Below are 25,019 nucleotides of genomic sequence, written 5' to 3'. Positions count from 1 at the left end.
GGCGGCCGGACATCGGCGGGTAGCGGATCGGGCAGTGCACCGTCGGCCGCCAGCACGCACGGCGCATCGGCTTCGGCGCCCGCGATGAACGCGCCGGCGGCGCCGAAATGCGCCCGCGCGACACGGCCTGACGGGTCACGTGCGCGCAGGGGCGCCGGCCGTGGCGGCCGCCGCGGCCGGTGCCGCAGGCTCGCGCCGCACCGGCTGACGCACCGGCTCGATGAACGGCAGTTCTTCGTCGCGTTCGGGGCGGTTCATCGCCTCGGCCGCTTCCTCCGGCATCGGGCGCGGCATCCTGCGCCGCACCTTCGCGCCCTGCCATGCGTTGTAGACCACGACGCCGCCCACCACGACGGCGCCCGCGCCGATCAAACCGAGTGTCAACTCGTCCATGCACGCTCCATCAGCAATTCTTGTTCGTCGGAACCGCGAACGGGCGCCCATGCGCCGCGCGAACGCGGTCCGGTTTCGTCAAACGTCAATTCTGGGCAAAACCCGCGGCAGTTTCCATGTCCACCGCGACGATCCGCGACACGCCCTGTTCCTGCATCGTCACGCCGATCAGCTGCTGCGCCATTTCCATCGCGATCTTGTTGTGCGAGATGAACAGGAACTGCGTCTTGTCGGACATCGCGCGCACGAGATTCGCGAAACGCTCGGTGTTCGCGTCGTCGAGCGGCGCGTCGACCTCGTCGAGCAGACAGAACGGCGCCGGGTTCAGCTGGAACATCGCGAACACGAGTGCGGTCGCGGTCAGCGCCTTCTCGCCCCCCGACAGCAGGTGAATCGTCGCGTTCTTCTTGCCGGGCGGCTGCGCCATCACCTGCACGCCGGCATCGAGGATTTCATCGCCCGTCATGATCAGCTTCGCCTGGCCGCCGCCGAACAGGCGCGGGAACAAGTCGCTGAAGTGACGATTGACCTCGTCGAAGGTGCCCTGCAGCAGCGTGCGGGTTTCCTGGTCGATCTTGTGGATCGCATCCTCGAGCGTCGTGATCGCGTCGATCAGGTCGGCCGACTGCGCGTCGAGGAACACCTTGCGCTCGCTCGCGGCCTTCAGCTCGTCGAGCGCGGCCATGTTCACCGGGCCGAGCGCATTGATCGCGTTATTCAGGCGCGTGACCTCGCCCTGCAGGTACGACGGCTTCAGATCGGGCGTGAGCTTCTCGCGCAGGGCTGCCTCGTCGACCTCGGCCGTCGTCAGCTGCTCGGCGAACTGCTCGACCGACAGGCGCGCGGCCTGCTCCTTCAACTGCAATTCGGTGATGCGGTCGCGCAGCGGCTGCAGCGAGCGCTCGGCGACGAGCCGCTGCTCGTCCGACGCACGCAGCTTCGCGGTCAGGTCGTCGAGTTCGATCCGCGCGGCCTGCAGCGCCTCTTCCTTCACTGCGCGAATCTCGAGTGCGTCCTGCAGGCCGGTGTGCGCGGTCTGCTCGTTGATCGTCTCGAGCTCTGCGCGCGCGTCTTCCAGCGACGCGGCAACGCGCTCGCTCTGTTCGTGCGCGACCTGGATACTGCGCTTGAGCTCGTCGATCCGGGTCACCGCGTTGCGCGCGGCGAAGCGCGCGTCGTTCGCGCCGCGCTCCAGGTCGCGCGCTTCCTGACGCGCCTGCGTCAGCGACTCGTCGAGCGCTTCGAACGCGAGCTGGTTGTCCTCGTAGCGTGCCTGCAGTTCCGCGAGTTCGCCGTCGAAACGCTCGAAATTCGCTTCCGACTCCGCGCGCATCGCACGCTGCTCTTCGATCTGCGCGCCGATTTCCTCGAGTTCCTCGCGGATCTGCGTGCTGCGCTGCGTGTATCGTTCGTGCGCCTGCGCAAGCTTCAGCACGTCCATCTGCAGTGCGTGCACGCGCTGCGTCGCCCGCTCGGCCTGTGCGCGCACGTCGCCGAGCGCCTGCGTGGCCTGCGTGTGCGCGGCTTCCGCGCGCACGGCGGCCGTGCGCGCCTCGTCGGCAAGCAGCGCCTGCGCACGCACCTGGCGTGTCAGGTTTTCGATTTCCTGCTGGCGGGCCAGCATCCCGGCCTGCTCCGAATCGGCTGCGTAAAGCTGCACGCCGACACGCGTGACGATATGGCCGGCCTTGACGACGAACGCGCCGCCTGCCGGCAGTTGCGCGCGCGTCGCAAGCGCCTGCGCGACGTCGTCGGCGACATACACGTTGCCGAGCCAGTCGTTCAGCACCGCGCGGATGCCCGCATCGTCGATGCGCACCAGCGACAGCACCGGACGCAGCCCGGCCACGGCCGCGGGCGGTTCGCCGGCCGCGGGCGGCGCGTAGAACGCAAGCTTGGCGGGCGGTGCGTCGGTGGCAAAAGCCTTCACCCAGTCGAGATTCGACACTTCGAGCGCGGCGAGGCGCTCGCGCAGCACAGCTTCGAGCGCGGCTTCCCAGCCCGCTTCGACATGCAGCTTCTTCCACAGACGCGGCAGCGCGCCAAGCTCGTGCTTGTCGAGCCACGGCTGCACCTTGCCTTCGGTCTGCACGTTTTCCTGCAGTTGCTTCAGCGCGGCGAGACGCGCCTCGAGCTGGTGGATCTGCGCGGCTTCGGCCTGCACGCGCTCCTGCGCGGCGCGGCGTTCGCCATCGAGGCGCGGCACCGTTTCCTGCGCGTCGGCCAGGCGCGCCTGCGCTTCGGCAAGGATCTCTTCCTGCTCGGCCAGCTGCATGCGCAGCTCTTCGAGCTGGGCCTCGTCCGGTGCGTCGAGCCCGCCCGCTTCGCTCTTCAGGCGCTCGTGGCGCTGCTGAAGCCGCTGGAGCTGCTGGTCGGCATTGCGCTGGTGCGCGGCTTCGAGCTTCAGCGACTGTTCGGTCTGCGCGATCCGCGCGCGCTCGTCGTTGAGCTGCGCCTGCGCATCGCGCCATTTCGCTTCGAGCGCCGGCAGCGCGTCGTGCTTCGCGGCGGCGTTGTCTTCGGCGAGCGCGGCCTTCTCGTCGGCCATCGCGCGCGCTTCTTCGGCGTCCTCGAGCTCGTCCTGCGCCTTCTCGGCCTGCGCGCGCCATTGCTCGCGCTGCGCATTCAGCGCGGCGATCTGCGCCTGCACGCGATTGCGAGATTCGACGATGAACTTGATCTCGGCTTCGAGGCGGCTCACCTCGGCGTTCGCCTCGTAGAGCGAACCCTGCGCGCCCTGCATCGCGTCGCTCGCCGAGTAATGCGCAACGCGCAGCGTCTCGAGTTGCGCCTCGACCTCGCGCAGCTTCGCCGTCTGCGCCTCGAGGTCGATCTGCGCCTGCTCGATCGCGCGCTGCTGCTTCTGCTGCTCGCCGGCGGCCTCGTTCTTGCGCAGCAGCCACAACAGCCGCTGCTTCTCCTCGCCGTCGGCGACGAGTTCCTTGTACTTGGTCGCGACGACGGCCTGCGCCTCGAGCTTCTCGAGGTTCGCACCGAGTTCCCGGACGATGTCCTCGACGCGCGTCAGGTTCTCGCGCGTGTCGTGCAGGCGGTTTTCGGTCTCGCGGCGGCGTTCCTTGTACTTCGACACGCCGGCGGCTTCCTCGAGGAACACGCGCAGCTCTTCCGGCTTCGCCTCGATGATCCGCGCGATCATGCCCTGCCCGATGATCGCGTACGCACGCGGCCCGAGGCCGGTACCGAGGAAGATGTCCTGGATGTCGCGGCGGCGCGCCGGCAGGTTGTTGATGTAGTAACTCGACGTGCCGTCGCGCGTCAGCACGCGCTTCACGGCGATCTCGCCGTACTGGCCCCACTGGCCGGCCGCGCGGCCGTCGGAGTTGTCGAAGATCAGTTCGACGCTGGCCCGGCTGCCGGGCTTGCGGGCGGTCGAGCCGTTGAAGATCACGTCCTGCATCGACTCGCCGCGCAGCTCGGACGCGCGCGACTCGCCGAGCACCCAGCGCACGGCGTCGATGATGTTGGACTTGCCGCACCCGTTCGGGCCCACCACGCCGACAAGCTGGCCCGGAACCTGGAAATGCGTGGGATCGACAAAGGATTTGAAGCCAGCGAGTTTGATCGAGCTCAGACGCACGGCGGTATCGGATGTGAAGAAGGTGTGAAACGGACGGAGCCGCACTGCGCGAGGCCGGACGGCCCAAGCGCGCGGTGCGCCCCGGAATTCAAAAACGGGGCCGCGCGCATACAGCGTTGGGCCCCGCAAACGGCTTCCATCATACCATCGCGCGTGCGCCGTCCCGACCGTCGCCGGGTTTGTCCGGTGCCGGCGCGGCACGATGGACCCGGCTCGACAGCAACGTCGCCAGCACGATGCACGCGCCGCCCGCCCACTCGCGCGCGGTCGGCAGCTCGTTCGCGAACACCCATGCCGACAGCGCGGTGATCACGATTTCGAACAGCATGATGATCGACGCCCGGTTCGCCGGCACGCGCGCCAGCCCGTATTGCACGAGCAGGTTGTTCGACGCCATCGTCACGCCGATCGCGACGATGATGAGCGCGGCCGTGCCGAGGTGGCCGCCCGCCGGCGCAGCCGGGATCCCCTCGAACAGCGACGCGATCGCGCCGAACACGGCCGCGCCGCCGAACAGCGTCGCGGTACGCATCTCCGCGCGCATCTCCGGCAGCTCGCGGCTCGCCTTGATCACGAGCACGTTGCTCATCGCGAAGCTCAACCCGGCCGCGAGCCCGGCCCATTCGGCCGGGGTGGCCGGCAGCGGCAGGCCGAGCGCCGGCGACCACAGCATCAGCATCGCGCCGCCGATCGACAGCGCCGCGAGCCCCGCGCCGGCCCAGGTCAGCCGCTCGCGCAGCAGGAAGTGCGCGTAGATCGCGGTCCACGCGGGGGTCAGGTAGAACAGCAGCATTACGCGCAGCACCTCGCCGTGGATCGTGCCCCACACGAACCCGAGGTTCGTCACACCGGCCGTCACCGCGATGCCGGGCAACACCCAGTGCCAGCGAAGCGTCGAGATCGTGCGGTGTCGCGCAACGATCACGAACAGGAAGGCGACGAGGCTCGTCAGCGCGCTCGCCAGCGTGCCCGTCACGCCGAGCGACGCGAGGATCCGCAGCGGATACCAGATCAGGCCCCACACCGACGCGCCGATCAGGATGGCCAGCGTCGGCAGGCTGCCGCGTACCGCGTTGTTCATTTGGTTCAATACCCTTTATTCGACCGGCCCGGCCGCCGTTCCGGCAGGCCGTGACCGCATTCCGTCACGCTATAATCGTCCGTTGCGACCCGCGCGCCATCGGCGCCCGTTCGCAGCCGCGCGGCGCGCCCGCCGCTTCTTTCGCTCCAACCGGCCGCGATGGCCGCTTCGCCCGTGAACCCTCGACTCGACTCGCTCCAGCCCTATCCCTTCGAAAAGCTGCGCGCCCTGTTCAAGGACGTGACGCCCTCCGGCGCCCTCAAACCGATCAGCTTCGGCATCGGCGAGCCAAAACACGCGACCCCGGCGCTGATCCGCGACGCCGTGGTGGCGGCGCTCGACGGTCTCGCGTCGTACCCGGCCACCGCCGGCTCGGACGCGCTGCGCACGTCGATCGCGCACTGGCTCGAGCGCCGCTACGGGCTGCCGGCCATCGATCCGGCCACGCAGGTGCTGCCCGTGTCGGGGTCGCGCGAGGCGCTGTTCTCGCTCGCGCAGACGGTGATCGACGCGCGCCCGTCGGAACAGGGCGAGAAGGCGATCGTACTCTGTCCGAATCCTTTCTATCAAATTTACGAAGGCGCGGCGCTGCTGGCCGGTGCCGAACCCTATTTCGCGAACAGCGACCCGGCCCGCAATTTCGCGTGCGACTACGCGTCCGTGCCCGACGCAGTCTGGGCGCGCACGCAACTGCTGTACGTGTGCTCGCCGGGCAACCCGACGGGCGCCGTGCTGACGCTCGACGACTGGCGCGAGCTGTTCGCGCTGTCCGACCGCCACGGTTTCGTGATCGCGTCCGACGAGTGCTATTCGGAAATCTATTTCGACGAAGCGGCGCCCCCGCTCGGCGGCCTCGAGGCCGCGCACCGCCTCGGCCGCGGCTTCGAGCGGCTCGTGATGCTGTCGAGCCTGTCGAAGCGCTCGAACGTGCCGGGCATGCGCTCTGGCTTCGTCGCCGGCGACGCGGCGCTGCTGAAGAAATTCCTGCTGTACCGCACGTACCACGGCGCGGCGCTGTCGCCGGTCTGGCAGCACGCGAGCATCGCCGCGTGGAACGACGAGGCGCACGTGCGCGAGAACCGCGCGCTGTACCTGCAGAAGTTCAATACGGTCACGCCGATGCTCGCCGACGTGATCGACGTGAAACTGCCCGACGCGGCGTTCTATCTGTGGGCCAACGTGTCGCGCACCGGGCTGTCGGACACCGAGTTCGCCCGCCGCCTGTACGCCGACTATAATGTGACGGTTCTGCCCGGCTCGTACCTGGCGCGCGATGCGCACGGCACGAATCCGGGCCGCGATTTCATCCGGATCGCGCTCGTCGCGGGCACCCCCGAATGCGTCGAGGGCGCGCAACGCATCGTCGATTTCTGCCGGTCTCTCGCGCGGTAATCGTCCATCCGATCAATTCATCCATCTCCTGCGAAAACGAACATGTCGCAACAACTTCAGCAAATCATCGATACCGCCTGGGACAACCGCACCGAGCTCTCGCCGAAGGCCGCACCGGCCGACGTCCGCGAAGCCGTGGCGCACGCGATCGAACAGCTCGACAAAGGCGCCCTGCGCGTTGCCGAGAAGATCGACGGCAACTGGACCGTGCACCAGTGGCTGAAGAAGGCCGTGCTGCTGTCGTTCCGCCTGGAGGACAACGCGCCGATGCCCGCCGGCGGCTACTCGCAGTTCTACGACAAGGTGCCGTCGAAGTTCGCGAACTACACGGCCGAGGATTTCGCCGCGGGCGGCTTCCGCGTCGTCCCGCCGGCCATCGCGCGCCGCGGCTCGTTCATCGCGAAGAACGTCGTGCTGATGCCGTCGTACACCAACATCGGCGCGTACGTCGACGAAGGCACGATGGTCGACACGTGGGCAACGGTCGGTTCGTGCGCGCAGATCGGCAAGAACGTGCACCTGTCGGGCGGCGTCGGCATCGGCGGCGTGCTCGAGCCGCTGCAGGCGAACCCGGTCATCATCGAAGACAACTGCTTCATCGGCGCGCGCTCGGAAGTCGTCGAAGGCGTGATCGTCGAGGAGAACTCGGTGATCTCGATGGGCGTGTACCTCGGCCAGAGCACGAAGATCTACGACCGCGAGACGGGCGAAGTCAGCTACGGTCGCATCCCGGCCGGCTCGGTCGTCGTCGCCGGCAACCTGCCGTCGAAGGACGGCTCGCACAGCCTGTACTGCGCGGTGATCGTCAAGAAGGTCGACGCCAAGACCCGCGCGAAGGTCGGCCTGAACGAGCTGCTGCGAGGCGACTGATGGCGAAGCCGCACACCGTGGTCGTCTACGGCATTCCGAACTGCGACACCGTGAAGAAGGCCCGCGTGTGGCTCGACGATCACGGCGTCGAATTCGAGTTTCACGACTTCAAGAAGCTCGGTGTCAGCGTGCCGCTGCTTGAAGACTGGCTGAAGGACGTGTCGCTCGACGCGCTCGTGAACAAGCGCGGCACGACGTGGCGCGGCCTGGACGACGCGATGAAGGCGGCCGCCGAAACGAAGGCCGGCGCGGTCGCGCTGATGATCCACAAGCCGTCGGTCATCAAGCGCCCCGTGCTCGTGGTCAACGGCCGCGTGAAATCGCTCGGCTTCGTGGCCGATCAATATGCGGCGCTGTTTGCCGCATAGGGCTGCCCGCGCTGCGCCTGTCGGCGCAGCCCGACGTCTTGTCGCTGCCGGCCACCGCGCCGGCATTTTTTATCGAAAGTGGTCCGAACCATGTCCGCCACCCTAGCCCTTACCGAACAGCTGATCGCCCGCGCGTCCGTGACGCCCGACGACCAGCATTGCCAGCAGATCATGACCGAGCGCCTCGCCGCGCTCGGCTTCGAATGCGAGACCATCGCGTCGCACGGCGTGACCAACCTGTGGGCCGTCAAGCGCGGCGCCGACGGCCGCGATGGCAAGCTGCTCGCGTTTGCGGGCCACACCGATGTCGTGCCGACCGGCCCGCTCGAGCAGTGGAGCTCGCCGCCGTTCATCCCCGCCCATCGCGATGGCAAGCTGTACGGCCGCGGCGCGGCCGACATGAAGACGTCGCTCGCGGCGTTCGTCGTCGCGTCCGAGGAATTCGTCGCGGCCCATCCCGCCCACCGCGGCACGATCGCGTTCCTGATCACGAGCGACGAGGAAGGCCCGGCCACCGACGGCACCGTGAAGGTCGTCGAGCTGCTCGAAGCGCGCGGCGAACGCATGGACTACTGCATCGTCGGCGAGCCGACGTCGACCAACGCGCTCGGCGATGTCGTGAAGAACGGCCGCCGCGGCTCGATGTCGGGCGAACTGGTCGTCAAGGGCGTGCAGGGTCACATCGCGTATCCGCACCTCGCGAAGAACCCGATCCACCTGCTCGCGCCGGCGCTCGCCGAGCTCGCCGCCGAGCAATGGGACGAAGGCAACGAATACTTTCCGCCCACCACCTGGCAAGTGTCGAACCTGCACGCCGGCACCGGCGCGACCAATGTGATTCCCGGCCACGCCGACCTGCTGTTCAACTTCCGCTTCTCGACGGCCAGCACGGTCGAGGGCCTGCAGGCCCGCGTGCACGCGATCCTCGACAAGCACGGCCTCGAATACACGCTGAAGTGGTCGGTGAGCGGCCTGCCGTTCCTCACGCCGCGCGGCGAGCTGTCGGGCGCGCTGGAAAACGCGATCCGCGCCGAGACCGGCATCACGACCGAGCTGTCGACGACGGGCGGCACGTCGGACGGCCGTTTCATCGCACGCATCTGCCCGCAGGTGATCGAATTCGGCCCGCCGAACGGCAGCATCCACAAGATCGACGAGCACATCGAAGTGCGCTTCGTCGATCCGCTGAAGAACGTGTACCGCCGCGTGCTCGAACAACTGATCGCCTGATGGAGCCTCGCATGACGACACCTTTTGCCACTGTTCGCGACCTGCTGCGCTATGCGGTCACACGCTTTTCGAAGGCGAAGCTCGCGTTCGGCCACGGCTCCGACAATGCGTACGACGAAGCGGCCTACCTCGTGCTGCGCACGCTCGACCTGCCGCTCGACACGCTCGAGCCGTTCCTCGACGCGCGGCTGCTGCCCGACGAAATCGCGGCCGTGCTCGCGGTGATCGAACGGCGCGCGACCGACCGCGTGCCGGCCGCGTACCTCACGCATGAAGCGTGGATGCATGGCCACCGCTTCTACGTCGACGAACGCGTGATCGTGCCGCGCTCGTTCATCGGCGAACTGCTCGACGACGGGCTGCAGCCGTACGTCGCCGATCCCGAGCAGGTCGGCGCGGTGCTCGAGCTGTGCACGGGCTCCGGCTGCCTCGCGATCCTCGCGGCGAGCGCGTTCCCGAACGCCGAGATCGACGCGGTCGACCTGTCCGACAAGGCGCTCGAAGTCGCCGAGATCAACGTGCGCGACTACGGCCTCGAAGACCGCATCGCACTGCATCGCGGCGACCTCTACGCGCCGCTGCCCGCGTTCCGCACCGACCCAGGCTCGCGCTATGACGTGATCCTGACGAACCCGCCGTACGTGAACGCGTCGTCGATGGCCGCGCTGCCGCCCGAGTACCGGCACGAGCCGGAGATGGCGCTCGCGGGCGGCGACGACGGAATGGACATCGTGCGACGCATCGTCGCCGAAGCCCATCGCTGGCTGCACGACGACGGCGTGCTGGTCGTCGAGATCGGCAACGAGCGCGAACACGTCGAAGCCGCGTTCGGCGGCCTCGAACTCACGTGGCTGCCCACCAGCGCGGGCGACGACGCCGTGTTCCTGATCCAGGCGTCGGACCTGCCGCGCAAGGCCTGAGCCTTTCCGGCTCGCCCACCGTGCGGTGCACCGTTGCGCCGCACGGTTGGGTAAGATGCGCGTAGGCGGCCGCCCGGCCGCACGACCTCAGGAGTCCGTCACGCGCCCATGACCCTCGACTGGCTACATCTCGGCAGCCTGATCCTGACCATCCACGTGCTCGGGATCGTCGCGGCGTGCCACGCGATCTTGAACACGCGCACGTCGCAAGGCGCGATCGCGTGGGCCGTCTCGCTCGCGGCCATGCCTTACCTGACGCTCATTCCGTACCTGTTCCTCGGCCGCAGCAAGTTCTCCGGCTACGTCGACGCCCGGCGCCACGAACTGGAAATGTTGCGCATGCACACACCGCGCTCGCCCTGGCTCAGCACCGACGCAACCGACGGGCCGGCCGCCGACGCAATCGGCCAGGCCGCGGTGCTCGCCCTGACGCGGCTCGGTGGCATGCCGTTCCTCGGCGGCAATTCGGTGCGCACGCTCGTGAACGGCGACGCGACGTTTTCGGCGATCCTGGCGGCAATCGACGCCGCGCGCGATTACGTGGTGGTGCAATTCTTCATCGTGCGCGACGATGCGCTCGGCCGGATGCTGCGCGACTCGCTGCTCGCGCGCGCGGCAGCCGGCGTGCGCTGCTGCCTGCTGTACGACAGCATCGGCAGCTTCGACCTGCCGCACAGCTACGTCGATACATTGCGCCGGGGCGGCGTCGAGGTTCATCCGTTCGCGACCAACCGGAAGTTCGTCAACCGCTTCCAGCTCAACTTCCGCAACCACCGCAAGATCGTCGTCGTCGACGGCAATTGCGCATTCGTCGGCGGCCACAACGTCGGCGTCGAGTATCTCGGCGCGAAGCCGCGCCTGTCGCCGTGGCGCGACACGCACATCGAGATCCGCGGCCCGGTGGTTGCGAGCATCCAGTACGTGTTCGCCGAGGACTGGCACTGGGCAACGCAGAAGCTGCCGCCGCTCGCGCTGCCGCCGCCCGCGCAGCCCGGCGACAACATGCATTGCCTCGCGGTGCCGATGGGGCCGGCCGACAAGCAGGAGACGGGCTCGCTATTCTTCGTCGAGGCGATCAACGCCGCGCGCGAGCGGGTCTGGATCACCTCGCCGTACCTCGTCCCCGACGAAGCCGTGATCTCCGCGCTGAAGCTGGCCGTGATGCGCGGCGTCGACGTGCGCATCCTGATCCCGAGCCGGCGCGATCACTACGTGGTATTCGAAGCGTCAAAGCTGTACGCGCGCGATCTGGTCGATGCAGGCGTCAAGGTGTTCCGCTACCGGCCCGGCTTCCTGCACCAGAAGGTCGTGCTGATCGACCGCATCGCGGCGGCGATCGGCAGCGCGAATCTCGACAACCGCTCGTTCCGTCTCAATTTCGAAATCATGGTACTGACCGTCGACCGCACGTTCGCCGACGAGGTCGAGACGATGCTCGATGCCGACTTCGCGCAGGCGTACGAGGTCGATGCGAACGAATACCGCCAGTCGCCGGCCTGGCGGCGCATCGCGATGCACGTCGCGCGGCTGTTCGCGCCGATCCTGTAACGGCCGCGATGGCGGCGGCGTCCGTGCGATCCGCACCGGCGCCGCGAACGCCGCCGGCAGCCGTCACAGCAGCTTGTCGATATCCGCGGCGATTTCGTCCGGCTTGGTCGACGGCGCATAGCGCTTGACGATGCGCCCTTCGCGATCGATCAGGAATTTCGTGAAATTCCACTTGATCGCCTTGAGGCCGAGAATGCCGGGCGCCTCGTCGGTCAGGTAGCGGTACAACGGATGCGCATGGTCGCCCTTCACGTCGATCTTCGCAAACATCGGGAACGTGACGCCGTAATTGCGCTCGCAGAACGCGCCGATCTGCGTGGCGTCGCCGGGCTCCTGCTTGCCGAACTGGTTGCACGGGAAGCCGAGCACATAGAAGCCGCGCGCCGCGTACTGGTCGTACAGCTTCTGCAGGCCCGCGTACTGCGGCGTGAAACCACACTCGCTCGCAGTGTTGACGATCAGCAGCACCTTGCCGCGATAGGCGTCGAGCGAGGCCGGCGCACCGGCAAGCGTCTCTGCGCTGAACGAATACAGGGTGGACATCGGGCACTCCTTTAACGAAACCGGATCGACGTGGAGTCTAGGCGAAATTGCCCCGTTGCGGCATCCGCCGAACGGCCAATGCCCGGCGCAAGCGACGCGCAGTCTAGAATAGCGGTTTTGGCCAGTCATTTCCGCCGTGATCCGTTTCAATCAGTTCAGCCTTGCGCGCGGCACCAAGCCGCTGTTCGAGTCGACCTCCTTCGTGCTCAATCCCGGCGAGAAAGCCGGCCTGATCGGCGCGAACGGCGCCGGCAAGTCGACCCTGTTCTCGGTCCTGCGCGGCGAGCTGCACTCGGACGGTGGCGATTTCTCGATGCCGCCGTCGTGGCGCATCGCCCATGTGTCACAGGAAACGCCCGCCGTCGACCGCTCGGCGCTCGACTACACGCTCGACGGCGACGCGGCACTGCGCGAGATCGAGGCGCGCATCGCCGCCGCGTCCGCCGCGCATGACGGCGCCGCCGAAGCCGACGCGCACGCGGCGTTCGCCGACGCCGACGGCTACACCGCGCCTGCCCGCGCCGAGGCCCTGCTGCTCGGCCTCGGCTTCACGCTCGCGCAGACGCGCGAATCCGTCGCCAGCTTCTCCGGCGGCTGGCGCATGCGCCTGAATCTCGCGCAAGCGCTGATGTGCCGCTCCGACCTGCTGCTGCTCGACGAACCGACGAACCACCTCGACCTCGACGCGATCGTCTGGCTCGAAGACTGGCTGCACCGCTACCCCGGCACGCTCGTCGTGATTTCGCACGACCGCGAATTCCTCGATTCGATCTGCAACGTCACGCTGCACCTGGAAAACCGCCTGGTGAAGCGCTACGGCGGCAACTACTCGCAGTTCGAAGTACTGCGCGCGCAGCAACTGGCGCTGCAGCAAAGCGCCTACGAGAAGCAGCAGAAGACGATCGAGCACCTGCAGAGCTTCGTCGACCGCTTCAAGGCCAAGGCCACCAAGGCCAAGCAGGCGCAGAGCCGGATGAAGGCGCTCGAGAAGATGGAGCTGATCGCGCCGGCGCACATCGCGTCGCCGTTCACGTTCGAATTCCGCACGCCCGATGCCGCGCCGAACCCGATGATGGTGATGGAAGACGTCCGCTGCGGCTACCACGCCGACGGCGGCGCGGAAATCCCGATCGTCGAGCGCGTCGCGCTGTCGATCCAGAACGGCCAGCGCATCGGCCTGCTCGGCGCGAACGGCCAGGGCAAGTCGACGCTGATCAAGACGCTGGCCGGCACGCTCGCGCCGCTGTCGGGGCACGTCCGCGACGGCAAGGGGCTGACGATCGGCTATTTCGCGCAGCACCAGCTCGAAACGCTGCGTGAAGACGATTCCCCGCTCGCGCACCTGGCGCGGCTCGCGCCCGACACGCGCGAGCAGGAACTGCGCGACTTCCTCGGCGGCTTCAACTTCTCGGGCGACATGGCGACCACCCCGGTCGGGCCGTTCTCGGGCGGCGAAAAGGCACGCCTCGCGCTCGCGCTGATCATCTGGCAGAAACCTAACCTGCTGCTGCTCGACGAACCGACCAACCACCTCGACCTCGAAACGCGCCACGCGCTGACGATGGCGCTCGCGCAGTTCGAAGGCACGCTGATCCTCGTCTCGCACGACCGCCACCTGCTACGCGCGACGACCGACCAGTTCATGCTGGTCGCGAAGCACCGGCTGCAGCCGTTCGACGGCGACCTCGACGACTACCGCGACTGGCTGCTGCAGCACGCGGCCGAGCAGCGTGCGGCAGCAAAGGCCGACAGCTCGGCTTCGTCGGGCGCGGGCGCCGCGGCCAACCGCAAGGACCAGAAGCGTCAGGCTGCCGAGGAACGGCAGCGCCTGTCGGTGTTGAAGAAGCCGTTGCAGACGCGCATCACGAAGCTCGAAAAGGAAATGGAGACGCTGCACGCGGAGAAGGCGCGTCTCGACGCATTCGTCGCCGATCCGGCGAGCTACGAAGCCGAGCGCAAGACGGAACTGACCGATGCGATCCGCAAGCTCGGAGACGTCAACACGCGTCTCGAAACGGTCGAGGCCGACTGGCTCGCCGTGCAGGAAGAACTCGAGCAGATCGGCTGAACGCCGTCGCGGCGCAGCCGGCCGATACGCCGATACGCCGATACGCCGGCCCGGCGTGCCGGCTGCCTCGGCGCCGCGGCACCCTGGTATCGCGGCCCCTCGACCGACCATCTGGCCCTCGGCGGGCCCAGATGCGACAAGGCCGGGCGCGCCGGCCCGGCCTGTTCATTCATTACCATCGTCACCCGGTTCACCGGCTGCTCGCCGAGCCGCCGGCTCAGCGTCGCGGCAACGTGTCGCGCGGCATCTGCTCGTCGTCGCCCATCAGGTGCCGGCGCCCTTCGGTCGGCCGCCTGATCGCCGCGGCGACTTCCGCTTCCGTCACGTCCTCGGACACGACCTTGCGCGCCAGGCGCCCCTCCTCGTCGATCCATTCGACGATCCGGCATCCGCCGCCCCAGGGTTGGCGAATCGGCTCCGACACGCGGCAGCCACGCAGGTTGTAAAGGCGTCCGCTCGGCGCTTCCCCGTACGATTTCAACATAGGTTCCCTTCGCATTGCGCGGTTCGACAATCCGGCAAAGGATAGGGAAAAGCGATGTCCCGCGGGTTACAGAGCCCTACATTTTCTTTACAGCGAATTACGCGACAGATCGCCCACAGGCACGGCCCGTACGCGTGCCAGACCGGTCACTCGAGATCGCGCACGCGGTCGATCGCCTGTTCGAGCCGATCGACGGCCATCACGTTCAGCCCTTCGATCGGCTGCTTCGGCGCATTCGCCTTCGGAATCAGCGCGGACGTGAAACCGAGCTTCGCGGCTTCGCGCAACCGCTCCTGCCCGCGCGGCGACGGCCGGATCTCGCCCGCCAGCCCCACTTCGCCGAACACGATCAGCCCTTTCGGCAACGCCTTGTTGCGCATCGACGAATGGATCGCGAGCAGCACCGCGAGGTCGGCGGCCGGCTCGGTGATCTTCACGCCGCCGACCGCATTGAGGAAGACGTCCTGGTCGAAGCACGCGATGCCCGCGTGCCGGTGCAGCACTGCGAGCAACATCGCGAGCCGGTTCTGCTCGAGGCCGACCGCGAGCCGGCGCGGATTCGGCACGTGCGCCGTATCGACGAGCGCCTGGATTTCGACGAGCAGCGGGCGCGTACCCTCCTGCGTGACGAGCACGCACGAGCCGGGCACGACCTGCTCGTGCTGCGACAGGAACAGCGCGGACGGATTCGCGACGCCGCGCAGCCCGCGCTCGGTCATCGCGAACACGCCGAGTTCGTTGACCGCGCCGAAGCGGTTCTTGAACGCACGCACGAGCCGGAACGACGAATGCGTGTCGCCTTCGAAGTACAGCACCGTGTCGACGATGTGTTCGAGCACGCGCGGGCCGGCCAGGTTACCTTCCTTCGTCACGTGCCCGACCATGATGATCGCGGTGCCCGACTGCTTCGCGATGCGCGTGAGCTGCGCCGCGCACTCGCGCACCTGCGCGACGGAACCCGGCGCCGACGTGAGCGCCTCCGAATAGACGGTCTGGATCGAGTCGATGACGGCCACGTCCGGCCGTTCCGAGTCGATCGCAGCCTGGATCTTTTCGAGCTGGATCTCGGCGAGCAGCTTCAGCTCGGCCGCCGGCGTGCCGCCGTCGAGCAGCGCAAGCCGTTGCGCACGCAACGCGATCTGCGCGGCCGACTCCTCACCGCTGATATAGAGCGCACGCCGCTCGCTCGCGATGTCAGCGAGCGACTGCAGCAGCAACGTCGATTTGCCGATGCCCGGGTCGCCGCCGATCAGCACCACGCCGCCGGCGACCAGCCCGCCGCCGAGCACGCGGTCGAATTCGCCGATGCCGGTCGAGAAGCGCGGCACGTCGGCCGCTTCGATGTCGACGAGACGCTGGACGGGCGCCCGCTTCGCGAGCGACTGGAAACGATGGGCCGACGGCGCCTCGGCGACCGATTCAACCAGCGTGTTCCAGGCCTGGCACGACGGGCATTGGCCCTGCCACTTCGGGGTCTGTCCGCCGCACTCGCTGCAGACGTATACGGTTTTCTGTTTGGCCACGCGCGACGCCCTTATTCCGCGCGCACGGGCACGCGGCCTGCGACCGCGCACATCAGCTCGTAGCCGATCGTGCCGCAATGGCGAGCGACGTCGTCGATCGCCAGGGCGTTGCCCCACAGCTCGACACGCGCACCGACGCCGGCCTGCGGGCACGGGGTCAGGTCGACGGTAATCATGTCCATCGATACACGGCCGACGATCCGCGTGCGGATGCCGTCGACGATCACGGGCGTGCCTTCGGGCGCGACCCGCGGATAGCCGTCCGCGTAACCGCACGCGACCACGCCGATCCGCATCGGGGCCTGTGCGGAGAACGTCGAGCCATAGCCGATGGCCTGCCCCTTCCCGATCGTCTGCACCGCGATCAGCTCGGACGCGAGCGTCATCGCAGGCTTCAGCCCCGTGTCGGCGATGTCGGACGACAGCCCGGACGGCGACGCGCCGTACAGCACGATCCCCGGGCGCACCCAGTCGAAGTGCGTGGCCGGATGCCACAGCACGGCCGCCGAGTTCGCGAGGCTGCGCGCGCCGGCGATGTTTTCCGCGCCGCGCTCGAACGTCGCGAGCTGTTCGGCGACGCCGCGCTCGTTGTCCGCATCCGAAAAATGGGTCATCAACGTGATCTGGCCGATGCCGGGGCACGCGCGGGCGCGCTCCCACGCGGCACGGTATTTTTCCGGCAGGTAGCCGAGCCGGTTCATCCCGCTGTTCATCTTCAGCTGCACGTTGACGGGCTTCGACAGCCGCGCCGTTTCCAGCATCCGCATCTGCTCGTCGTTGTGGACGGTCGTCGTCAGGCTGTAGCGGTCGATCACGTCGATGTCGGTCGAGCGGAAGAACCCTTCGAGCAGCAGAATGGGGCCGGCCCAGCCGAGCTCGCGCAGCTTGACGGCCTCGTCGAGGTCGAGCAGGCCGAAACCATCGGTGCTGCGCAGGCCGGGAAACGCACGGGCGAGACCGTGACCGTACGCGTTGGCCTTGACGACCGCCCAGACCTTGGACGGGCCGGCAAAGCGGCGGACGACGGAGAGATTGTTCGCGAGAGCGGCGGTGTGGATGGTGGCGGAGATCGGGCGCGGCATGGGAAATTTACGTAAAGACGCTTGCGAATCATCAGCTTACCGCGCCTTTTGAGCACTGAAGCCGACAATTTGCGGAACGATCGGGGAATCTTGCTAGTCCGAATTGGCGTATTTTCATGTTATAAAGCCGTGCGCACAACCCATTTCGAACGGAATAAGCCGATCGCATACCAGGCGGCCTACGCGGCCCTGCCGCAGCGACGAAAGCATCGCATCAGATGAAAAAAGGTTTTTACACCATCATGGCCGCGCAGTTTTTCTCGTCGCTGGCCGACAATGCGCTCCTCATCGCCGCCATCGCCCTGCTGAAAGACCTCCACGCCCCCAACTGGATGACACCGCTGTTGAAGCTGTTCTTCGTGTTGTCCTATGTGGTGCTGGCGGCGTATGTCGGCGCCTTCGCGGATTCGCGCCCGAAGGGCCGCGTGATGTTCATCACCAACTCGATCAAGGTGATCGGCTGCATGATCATGTTGCTCGGCGCCCACCCGCTGATCGCGTACGGGATCGTCGGATTCGGCGCGGCGGCCTACTCGCCCGCGAAATACGGCATCCTCACCGAGCTGCTGCCGGCCGACCGGCTGGTCGCCGCGAACGGCTGGATCGAAGGCACGACCGTCAGCTCGATCATCCTCGGCACCGTGCTCGGCGGTGCACTGATCAGCCCGCACATCGCATCGCACGTGATCGCGCATACGCCCGCCTGGATCGGCACGCCCGCCGAAGCGGCGATGGCGATCATCATGGCGATCTACGTGATCGCCGCGCTGTTCAACCTGCGCATTCCCGATACCGGCGCCCGCTACCCGAAGCAGGAACGCGGCCCGGTCAAGCTCCTCACGGATTTCGCCGACTGCTTCATGGTGCTGTGGCGCGACAAGCTCGGCCAGATCTCGCTGGCAGTCACGACGTTGTTCTGGGGTGCCGGCGCGACGCTGCAGTTCATCGTGCTGAAGTGGGCTGAAGTATCGCTCGGCATGTCGCTGTCGGAAGGCGCGATCCTGCAGGCCGTGGTCGCCGTCGGCGTCGCGGCCGGCGCAATCGCCGCCGCCGCCCGGATCCCGTTGAAGAAGTCGCTGACCGTGCTGCCTGTCGGTATCATCATGGGCATCGCGGTGATGCTGATGGCGTTCTATACCCGTGACCTGTTCCCGGCGCACTGGGCCGTGCACTTCGGCCACCTGCGCATGCCCGTGTACCTGATCATCGCGTACATCTTCCTGATCTGCGTCGGTGCGCTGTCCGGCTACTTCGTCGTTCCGATGAACGCGCTGCTGCAGCATCGCGGCCACGTGCTGCTGTCGGCCGGCCACTCGATCGCGGTGCAGAACTTCAACGAGAACCTGTCGGTGCTCGTGATGCTGTGCCTGTATGCGGTGCTCGTCTGGCTCGACGTGCCGGTCGGCGTCGTGATCGTGCTGTTCGGCACGTTCGTCTGCCTGACGATGTGGCTCGTGATGCGTCGCCACCAGGCGAACCAGCGTCAGTTCGACTCGGTCGCGCTGATCGGCGAATCGCGGCACTGACGCTACACTTCCCGTTTCCGTCCGCCGGCGCCGGTCTTCGAACCGGTGCATTGCCCCGATGACGCACCCGATACCCAACATCCTGACGATCGCCGGCTCCGATTCGGGCGGCGGCGCAGGCATCCAGGCCGACCTGAAGACCTTTTCCGCGCTGGGCGCGTATGGCGCGAGCGTGATCACGGCGCTGACCGCCCAGAACACGCGCGGCGTGACGGGCGTGCATGCGCCGGATGCCGCGTTCGTGACCGCGCAACTCGACGCGGTGTTCGACGATATCCGCATCGATGCGGTCAAGATCGGGATGCTCGCGAATGCGGCGATCGTGCACGCAGTGGCCGACGCGCTGCGCCGTTACGCGCCGCGCTTCGTCGTGCTCGACACGGTGATGATCTCGAAGAGCTCGCACGCGCTGCTTGCGCCCGATGCCGTCGACGCGTTGCGCGATGCGCTGCTGCCGCTCGCGACGGTCGTGACGCCGAACCTGCCCGAAGCGGCTGCGCTGCTGAACGATGTGCCCGCAACCACCGAAAACGACATGGTCCGGCAAGGCCGGGCCTTGCTGCAGACAGGCGCGCGCGCCGTGCTGATGAAAGGCGGCCACCTGCCCGACGCGTCCGCGAGCCCCGACTGGCTCGTCGAAGCGACCCGCACCGTGCGGCTCGACGGCGCACGCGTGCCGGTCAGCAACACGCACGGTACCGGCTGCACGCTGTCGTCGGCGATCGCCGCGCTGCTGCCGCAGCAGCCCGACCTCGAAAGCGCAGTGCGCGAAGCCAAGACCTACCTGACCGGCGCGATCGCCGCGAGCGGCCACCTCGATGTCGGCCACGGCGTCGGCCCCGTCCATCACTTCCATCGCTGGTGGTAAGCGCCGGCCGACGCGGCGTCAGTGATCCTGCGCCGCGAACGCCTGTGCGCGTGCCGGCCAGTCGTCCTGCACGACGAAGCCGCGTGCCGTTTCGCGCCACGTGCCGTCACTGCCCTTTTCATGAACGCCGATCAGCGCCGGTGCCTCGCGTGTCGTCAACACGGGCGGCAGTTCCAAAGCAGCTGCCAGCGGCTCGGGGTCGAAGCCGGTACCGGCGGCAGCGCGTCGCGGCGCAAGCCACGCCAGCCGCGGCAACACGCTCCATGCGGCGCCGGCACGCTGTGCGGCCGCCCAGGCCGGCCACTGCGCGTGCGTGAGCCAGAAACCGCGCGGGTGATCCGGCGCGATTTCGGCGAACACCGGCGGCAATGGCGCACCGTGCGGATAAAACAACCAGCCCTTGATGAACATCTGCGCGTCGGACGGCGCGCCGTAGCCGAGCCGCGCAAACCCGTCGCGATCGCCGAGCCGCAGCTGGTGCTCAAGTAACCGGCTGCGCTTGCGGTCGAACCGGTCGACGAGGTTGGGGCCGACGAAATCGGCCAGCGATGCACCGGCTTGCACCGGCGCGCACAGATAGCACTTCACCGCGAGTTCCCAGTGCAGGCGCCGCCCGTCCGGCGCGTCGACGAGAAAATCGACTTCGCCGAGCGTCTTGCCGTTGCTGCGCAGCGGCAGATTGGCCGCGACGAGGCGCAGCGACGGCCCGTGCTTCAGGAAGTACTCGAGCAGGCATTCGGCGTAGCGGCCGAGCCGCATCGGCCGGAACCCGTCGAGCGCACGATGCAGCGGCTCGGGCTGCGCATCGAGCGCGGCGAGCCATGCTTCGACGGCCGACTGTCCGGCCGCATCCAGCCATGGGCGCGCAAGCGGCGCGTCCGGTACCGCGGTGAGCAGGCTCGGGCTGGCCAGCAGCCAGCCCAGATCCCGAACCGCGACGTCGTGCAGCGTATCGACGAATGCGAACGCCGCGCCGGTCGTCATTGTCCGGCCGGCCCGTTCGCATCGGCGCCCTCGGCACGCCGGAACGTGTCGCGCGCGAGGCACAGGTCGGCCCACGCCTTCGACTTGTCCTGCAGGCTCCGCAACAGGTATGCCGGGTGATACGTGACGATCACCGGTACGCCTTCGTACGCATGCACGCGGCCGCGCAGCGACGCGATGCTCGCGTCCGTCTTCAGCAGGGTCTGCGCGGCAAAGCGGCCGAGCGCGACGATCAGCTTCGGCTTCACGAGCGCGACCTGGCGCTGCAGATAAGGCTCGCAGCTCGCGACCTCGTCCGGCTCCGGGTTGCGGTTGCCGGGCGGCCGGCACTTGATCACGTTCGCGATGTACACGTTGTCGCCACGCTTGAGCGACAGCGACTGCAGCATGTTGTCGAGCAGCTTGCCGGCCTGGCCGACGAACGGCTCGCCCTGCTTGTCCTCGTTCTCGCCCGGCGCTTCGCCGATCAGCATCCAGTCCGCTTCGCGGTCGCCGACGCCGAACACAGTGTTGGTCCGCTTCTCGCACAGCCGGCAAAGCGTACAGTCCGACACGCGCGCAGCCAGCGCGCCCCAGTCGAGCGCGGCAATCGGCGTCCCGGCGGGACGCGATTCGGCCGCCGGCACGGGATCGCCCGGCGGCGGCGCATCGAACCACGCGAAATCGTCGGCGCCGGCAGGCGGCATGTCGTCCATCGGCGGCATCGTGTCGGTCGACGCGACCGGCGTAACCGGTGCAGCCGCGCGATCGCCGCCGTGGACGTGCCGCGCCGGGGCGCCAGGCTCGCGAGCCGGCGAAGCTTCGACGCACCGCGCCACTGCCGGCGGCGCCTCGTCTTGCACCGGCGTTCGCACAGTACGCGCAGGTCGCTCGGTCGCGACGGCAGGTGCGGCGTCCGCCGCACCGGTTTGCGCCGCGGCGGGCGCTTCGGCTGCCACACCCTCGCCCGCGCCTTCATCGGCGCGCTGCCCGCGCCGCACCCAGATCTGCGCGAGGCCCATTTCCTCGAGCGCCGCTTCAGCCCATGCCATGCGCGTCCCCTTCGTCCTTGTTCAGCGTCAGACGCATCACGATCGCGTCCTCCCGGCTGCGATGCTTCGCCGGGTAATAATTCTTGCGCCGGCCGATCGTCACGAAGCCGAAACGCTCGTACAGATGGATCGCGCGCGGATTGGACGGCCGCACCTCGAGCAGCACGCCGTCGAGCCCTTCCGCGCGCGAAATGCGCACGGCCTCGCGCAGCAGTGCGAGGCCCGCACCCGCGCACTGCGCGGCCGGCGCGACGCACAGGTTCAACAGGTGCATCTCGTCGACCACGGGCATCAGCACGCAATAGCCGACCAGCGAACCCGTCACGTGCCGCAGGCACACGCCCAGATAGCCGTTGCGCAACGAATCCTCGAAGTTGCCGCGGCTCCACGGGAACTCGTACGCGACGTGCTCGATCGCGACCACCTCGTCGAGATCGGCATCCGTCATCGGCGCCAGATAGCGGTCGCTCAGCAATACGCCCGTCATCCCTTCGCTCCGCCCGTCTGCGCTGCCCGCGCCGCGACGCGCTCGGCGGTGGTCTGTGCAACCTTGTCGCGCACGTACTCCGGCGCGGCCTGATCGGCCGGCACCGCCCGCCCGGCACGGAACGCGCGCAGTGCGGCATGGGCGACCGCCAGCGCGTGCGGCATCGCGTCGCCGTCGATCACGGCCGCATGCGCCGCGGCCGGCAACTGCGCGCCGAACGCAGCGGCTGCATTGCCCGCCAGCGTGAAAGGCGCATCGGGCACGCCGACGGCACCCGGCGCATCGAGCGAAGCCGGATGCAGCGTGCGCCAGTCGCCGACGCTGTCGTCCCAGGCAAAATCCGCCCAGTACGCTTCATCCATCCGCGCATCCAGCGCGGCCAGCACGCGAGTCGTGCCGGGCGTGCGCAACCGCGCGTGCTCGGCGCACGCGAGCAGCGTGCCGATCGGCACGACCGGCAGCCCGCGCCCGAACGCGAGCCCCTGAGTAATGCCCGTCGCGGTACGCAGGCCCGTAAACGAGCCGGGGCCCGCGCCGAACGCAATCGCGTCGCAATCGGCGAGCGTCAGCCCCGATTCGGCGAAGAGCTCCTGGATGGCTGGCAGCACGCGCGTGCTCGACACGGCGCCCGTCAGCTCGTGGCGGACCCAGGTTTGCGGGGTGGAAACGGCGTCATCGGCATGGGCCGAGCGCAGCAGCGCGACCGAGCAGTATTCGGTCGACGTATCGATTGCGAGGAGCACTGTTTGCGTCATGGGCGACATTGTAATGCGGCGCCCCGCTCCCACGGGCGATCGGGCCCGATCCGTGCGCACGCGCAGGCCTGGTGGCGGTTTGGAAGGATCGCTCGACCCCGCACGGCGGTCCGCTTGTTAAGATCGCCCGACCTGAAACCCTTACGGAGACACCCGATGAGCGAACTCACCGCCCAATTCGACCAGGCCCAGATCGACGTCAAGCAACTGACCGAACGGCCGGGCAACCTGACCCTGCTGCGCCTGTACGCGCTCTTCAAGCAGGCGACCGACGGCGACGCCCATGGCGACAAGCCGGGCTTCACCGACATCGTCGGCAAATACAAGTACGACGCATGGGATGCGCTGAAGGGCACGTCGCAGGATGCGGCAAAGCAGCAGTACATCGAACTCGTCGAATCGCTGAAGAACGGCACGGCTTCCTGACCGAATCGCCCCCGGTCGCAATAGGCAATCAAATCAGTGGCGCAGCGCAGCAAATCTCTTTATAATGCTGGCTGCGTCACCTCCGCGCTCGGCTCGCAAGCCGTTCCGGCCTGACGCCTCGTAGCGTTAAGCTCCAATCCGGTTTAGAACCTGTCCCCTCCTGCTTCGACCTTCGCGGTCGTCACTTATCAGGCTGGCGGCCCCGCTCCTGAAGCGCGCCGCACCCAAAACAGCTTCTAATGCCTCATCCGCCGACGGTTCGGCGGATTGCACCCGTTTCCCGATTTGCTCGCTGAATCCGACGACTTGGGTATGCGCGATTGGCGCCGACGTTTCACCCACTGTGTTTCAAGGATTGTTATGACTTCGAGCATCAACTCCAGCCCGCTCAACGCGATCGCCGACCAGGCGCTCGGTCTCGACGACGCCGCCGCACCGGCCGCGGTCGAACCGGCGTCGGACGAGCCGAGCTTCGCGTCGCTCGGGTTGTCGCCGGAGATCGTCTCCGCACTGCAGGCCGCCGGCTACGTGAAGCCGACGCCGGTCCAGCAGCGCGCGATTCCGGCCGGCATCGCCGGCCGCGACCTGCTGGTGTCGAGCCCGACCGGTTCGGGCAAGACCGCCGCATTCATGCTGCCCGCGATCGAACGTTTCGCGCAGCTCCAGAAGACGCAGGCGCAGCAACCGCGCGCGCCGCGTGAACCGAACCAGGGCGACCGCCGCGTGCGCCGTCCGCAACCCGTCGCGCGCCCGGGCCTGCTCGTGCTGACGCCGACCCGCGAACTCGCGATGCAGGTCACCACGGCCGCATCGACCTACGGCAAGCACCTGAAGCGCCTGCGCACGGTCAGCATCCTCGGCGGCGTCGCCTACGGCCAGCAGCTGATGCTGCTCGCGAAGAACCCGGAAATCCTGGTCGCCACGCCGGGCCGTCTGCTCGACCACCTCGAGCGCGGCCGCATCGACCTGTCCGAGCTGAAGATGCTCGTGCTCGACGAAGCCGACCGCATGCTCGACATGGGCTTCATCGACGACATCGAAACGATCGTCGCCGCCACGCCCGAGTCGCGCCAGACGATGCTGTTCTCGGCCACGCTCGACGGCAAGATCGGTTCGCTGACGAGCCGCCTGCTGAAGGATCCGGAGCGCATCGAGATTCAGCAGCGCCTCGAGTCGCGCGCGAACATCGCGCAGACCGTGCACTACGTCGACGACCGCGACCACAAGGATCGCCTGCTCGATCACCTGCTGCGCGACGACGCGCTCGACCAGGCGATCATCTTCACGGCGACCAAGATCGACGCCGACCAGCTCGCCGGCCGTCTCGCCGACGCAGGCTTCGAATCGGCCGCGCTGCACGGCGACCTGCCGCAAGGCGCGCGTAACCGCACGATCCGTGCGCTGCGCGAGCGCCGCGTGCGCGTGCTGGTGGCAACCGACGTCGCGGCACGCGGCATCGACATCCCGGGCATCACGCACGTGTTCAACTACGACCTGCCGAAGTTCGCGGAAGACTACGTGCACCGTATCGGCCGTACGGGCCGCGCGGGCCGTTCGGGTACCGCGGTGAGCCTCGTGCACCACGCCGAGCAAGGCGCGCTCAAGCGCATCGAGCGCTTCGTGCGCTCGCCGCTGCCGGTCAACGTGATCGAAGGCTTCGAGCCGCGCAAGGCACCCCCGCGCAACGGCGGCAACGGCGGCCGCGGCCGTCCGGGCGGCGGTAACGGCGGTCGACGTTTCGGCGGCAAGCCGGGCGGCGGCCATGGCGGCAACGGCCGCAGCTACGGCGGCGGCAACGGCGGCGGCTGGAGCGGCAAGCCGGGCGGCAGCCGTGACGGCGGC

General features: G+C 68.0%; 21 protein-coding genes and 1 pseudogene. 11 read left to right on the top strand and 11 right to left on the bottom strand.

The window, feature by feature from the left end; translation table 11 throughout:
* Positions 1–177: 177 nt before the first annotated feature.
* The 3 genes and pseudogenes from G3N64_RS31220 to G3N64_RS31210 form a co-directional block, all read right to left on the bottom strand.
* Positions 178–393: pseudogene (locus G3N64_RS31220) on the bottom strand (cell division protein FtsZ); the annotation flags it as partial.
* A gap of 85 nt (positions 394–478) precedes the next feature.
* Positions 479–3,991 (bottom strand): chromosome segregation protein SMC, encoded by a 3,513-nt coding sequence (gene smc, locus G3N64_RS31215; protein WP_205787612.1) that lies wholly within the window; start codon positions 3,989–3,991, stop codon positions 479–481.
* 139 nt (positions 3,992–4,130) lie between these two features.
* A complete protein-coding gene (locus G3N64_RS31210) occupies positions 4,131–5,072 on the bottom strand; it encodes a DMT family transporter (RefSeq protein ID WP_039342693.1) in 942 nt (313 codons plus the stop codon).
* Positions 5,073–5,231: 159 nt separating this feature from the next.
* Here G3N64_RS31210 and dapC point away from each other — a divergent pair, with 159 nt between their 5' ends.
* The 6 genes from dapC to cls all read left to right on the top strand — a co-directional run bounded on the left by dapC (position 5,232) and on the right by cls (position 11,400).
* Entirely contained in the window at positions 5,232–6,464 is a 1,233-nt protein-coding gene (dapC, locus tag G3N64_RS31205; protein ID WP_174918787.1) for a succinyldiaminopimelate transaminase, read from the top strand.
* A 42-nt stretch (positions 6,465–6,506) separates the two neighbouring features.
* Positions 6,507–7,334, top strand: coding sequence for a 2,3,4,5-tetrahydropyridine-2,6-dicarboxylate N-succinyltransferase (dapD, locus tag G3N64_RS31200; protein WP_205787611.1), 828 nt, complete (start codon positions 6,507–6,509; stop codon positions 7,332–7,334).
* Positions 7,334–7,702, top strand: a complete 369-nt coding sequence (locus G3N64_RS31195; protein ID WP_085039347.1) for an ArsC family reductase — start codon at positions 7,334–7,336, stop codon at positions 7,700–7,702. Before dapD ends, G3N64_RS31195 begins: the two co-directional genes overlap by 1 nt.
* Positions 7,703–7,792: 90 nt before the next feature.
* Positions 7,793–8,932, top strand: a complete 1,140-nt coding sequence (gene dapE / locus G3N64_RS31190) for a succinyl-diaminopimelate desuccinylase (RefSeq protein ID WP_205787610.1) — start codon at positions 7,793–7,795, stop codon at positions 8,930–8,932.
* An 11-nt stretch (positions 8,933–8,943) separates the two neighbouring features.
* Complete coding sequence (gene prmB, locus G3N64_RS31185; protein ID WP_069248288.1) at positions 8,944–9,852, top strand: 50S ribosomal protein L3 N(5)-glutamine methyltransferase; 909 nt, start codon at positions 8,944–8,946, stop codon at positions 9,850–9,852.
* 108 nt (positions 9,853–9,960) lie between these two features.
* Entirely contained in the window at positions 9,961–11,400 is a 1,440-nt protein-coding gene (cls, locus tag G3N64_RS31180) for a cardiolipin synthase (RefSeq protein ID WP_205787609.1), read from the top strand.
* A gap of 63 nt (positions 11,401–11,463) precedes the next feature.
* Here cls and G3N64_RS31175 read toward each other — a convergent pair whose 3' ends face one another.
* Positions 11,464–11,943 (bottom strand): glutathione peroxidase, encoded by a 480-nt coding sequence (locus G3N64_RS31175; RefSeq protein WP_089450845.1) that lies wholly within the window; start codon positions 11,941–11,943, stop codon positions 11,464–11,466.
* Positions 11,944–12,079: 136 nt separating this feature from the next.
* On the opposite strand from G3N64_RS31175, the gene G3N64_RS31170 reads away from it, so the two are divergent.
* A complete protein-coding gene (locus tag G3N64_RS31170; RefSeq protein ID WP_205787608.1) occupies positions 12,080–14,011 on the top strand; it encodes an ATP-binding cassette domain-containing protein in 1,932 nt (643 codons plus the stop codon).
* 217 nt (positions 14,012–14,228) lie between these two features.
* On the opposite strand, the gene G3N64_RS31165 is transcribed toward G3N64_RS31170, so the two are convergent.
* The 3 genes from G3N64_RS31165 to alr form a co-directional block, all read right to left on the bottom strand.
* Entirely contained in the window at positions 14,229–14,495 is a 267-nt protein-coding gene (locus G3N64_RS31165) for a DUF2866 domain-containing protein (RefSeq protein ID WP_174979639.1), read from the bottom strand.
* 146 nt (positions 14,496–14,641) lie between these two features.
* Entirely contained in the window at positions 14,642–16,018 is a 1,377-nt protein-coding gene (gene radA / locus G3N64_RS31160) for a DNA repair protein RadA (RefSeq protein ID WP_205787607.1), read from the bottom strand.
* 11 nt (positions 16,019–16,029) lie between these two features.
* Positions 16,030–17,100: an alanine racemase gene (gene alr, locus G3N64_RS31155; RefSeq protein ID WP_205787606.1), complete on the bottom strand. Its 1,071-nt coding sequence runs from the start codon at positions 17,098–17,100 to the stop codon at positions 16,030–16,032.
* 218 nt (positions 17,101–17,318) lie between these two features.
* Here alr and lplT point away from each other — a divergent pair, with 218 nt between their 5' ends.
* Entirely contained in the window at positions 17,319–18,626 is a 1,308-nt protein-coding gene (lplT, locus tag G3N64_RS31150) for a lysophospholipid transporter LplT (RefSeq protein ID WP_205787605.1), read from the top strand.
* Between the two features lie 58 nt (positions 18,627–18,684).
* Positions 18,685–19,494 (top strand): bifunctional hydroxymethylpyrimidine kinase/phosphomethylpyrimidine kinase, encoded by an 810-nt coding sequence (thiD, locus tag G3N64_RS31145; RefSeq protein WP_205787604.1) that lies wholly within the window; start codon positions 18,685–18,687, stop codon positions 19,492–19,494.
* Positions 19,495–19,512: 18 nt separating this feature from the next.
* On the opposite strand, the gene G3N64_RS31140 is transcribed toward thiD, so the two are convergent.
* The 4 genes from G3N64_RS31140 to tsaB are packed head-to-tail and all read right to left on the bottom strand — an operon-like array spanning position 19,513 to position 22,760.
* Positions 19,513–20,478, bottom strand: coding sequence for a DUF1853 family protein (locus G3N64_RS31140; RefSeq protein ID WP_205787603.1), 966 nt, complete (start codon positions 20,476–20,478; stop codon positions 19,513–19,515).
* Positions 20,475–21,509, bottom strand: a complete 1,035-nt coding sequence (locus tag G3N64_RS31135; protein WP_205787602.1) for a uracil-DNA glycosylase — start codon at positions 21,507–21,509, stop codon at positions 20,475–20,477. The genes G3N64_RS31140 and G3N64_RS31135 overlap by 4 nt, the downstream gene beginning before the upstream one ends.
* Positions 21,496–21,996: a ribosomal protein S18-alanine N-acetyltransferase gene (rimI, locus tag G3N64_RS31130; protein WP_205787601.1), complete on the bottom strand. Its 501-nt coding sequence runs from the start codon at positions 21,994–21,996 to the stop codon at positions 21,496–21,498. The genes G3N64_RS31135 and rimI overlap by 14 nt, the downstream gene beginning before the upstream one ends.
* Positions 21,993–22,760, bottom strand: a complete 768-nt coding sequence (tsaB, locus tag G3N64_RS31125; protein ID WP_205787600.1) for a tRNA (adenosine(37)-N6)-threonylcarbamoyltransferase complex dimerization subunit type 1 TsaB — start codon at positions 22,758–22,760, stop codon at positions 21,993–21,995. The genes rimI and tsaB overlap by 4 nt, the downstream gene beginning before the upstream one ends.
* Before the next feature lie 147 nt (positions 22,761–22,907).
* Between tsaB and G3N64_RS31120 the strand changes: the two genes are divergently transcribed.
* Together G3N64_RS31120 and G3N64_RS31115 are read left to right on the top strand one after the other, a co-directional pair.
* On the top strand, positions 22,908–23,177 hold the full coding sequence (locus tag G3N64_RS31120; protein WP_011352486.1) for an acyl-CoA-binding protein: 270 nt from the start codon (positions 22,908–22,910) through the stop codon (positions 23,175–23,177).
* A 360-nt stretch (positions 23,178–23,537) separates the two neighbouring features.
* A partial coding sequence (locus G3N64_RS31115; protein WP_205787599.1) for a DEAD/DEAH box helicase occupies positions 23,538–25,019 on the top strand: 1,482 nt, incomplete at its 3' end.

Source organism: Burkholderia sp. Ac-20344 (assembly GCF_017104975.1).
Taxonomy (GTDB): Bacteria; Pseudomonadota; Gammaproteobacteria; order Burkholderiales; family Burkholderiaceae; genus Burkholderia.
The sequence above is the reverse complement of the archived record's forward strand: the minus strand, read 5'-3'. Positions and strand labels throughout refer to the sequence as shown.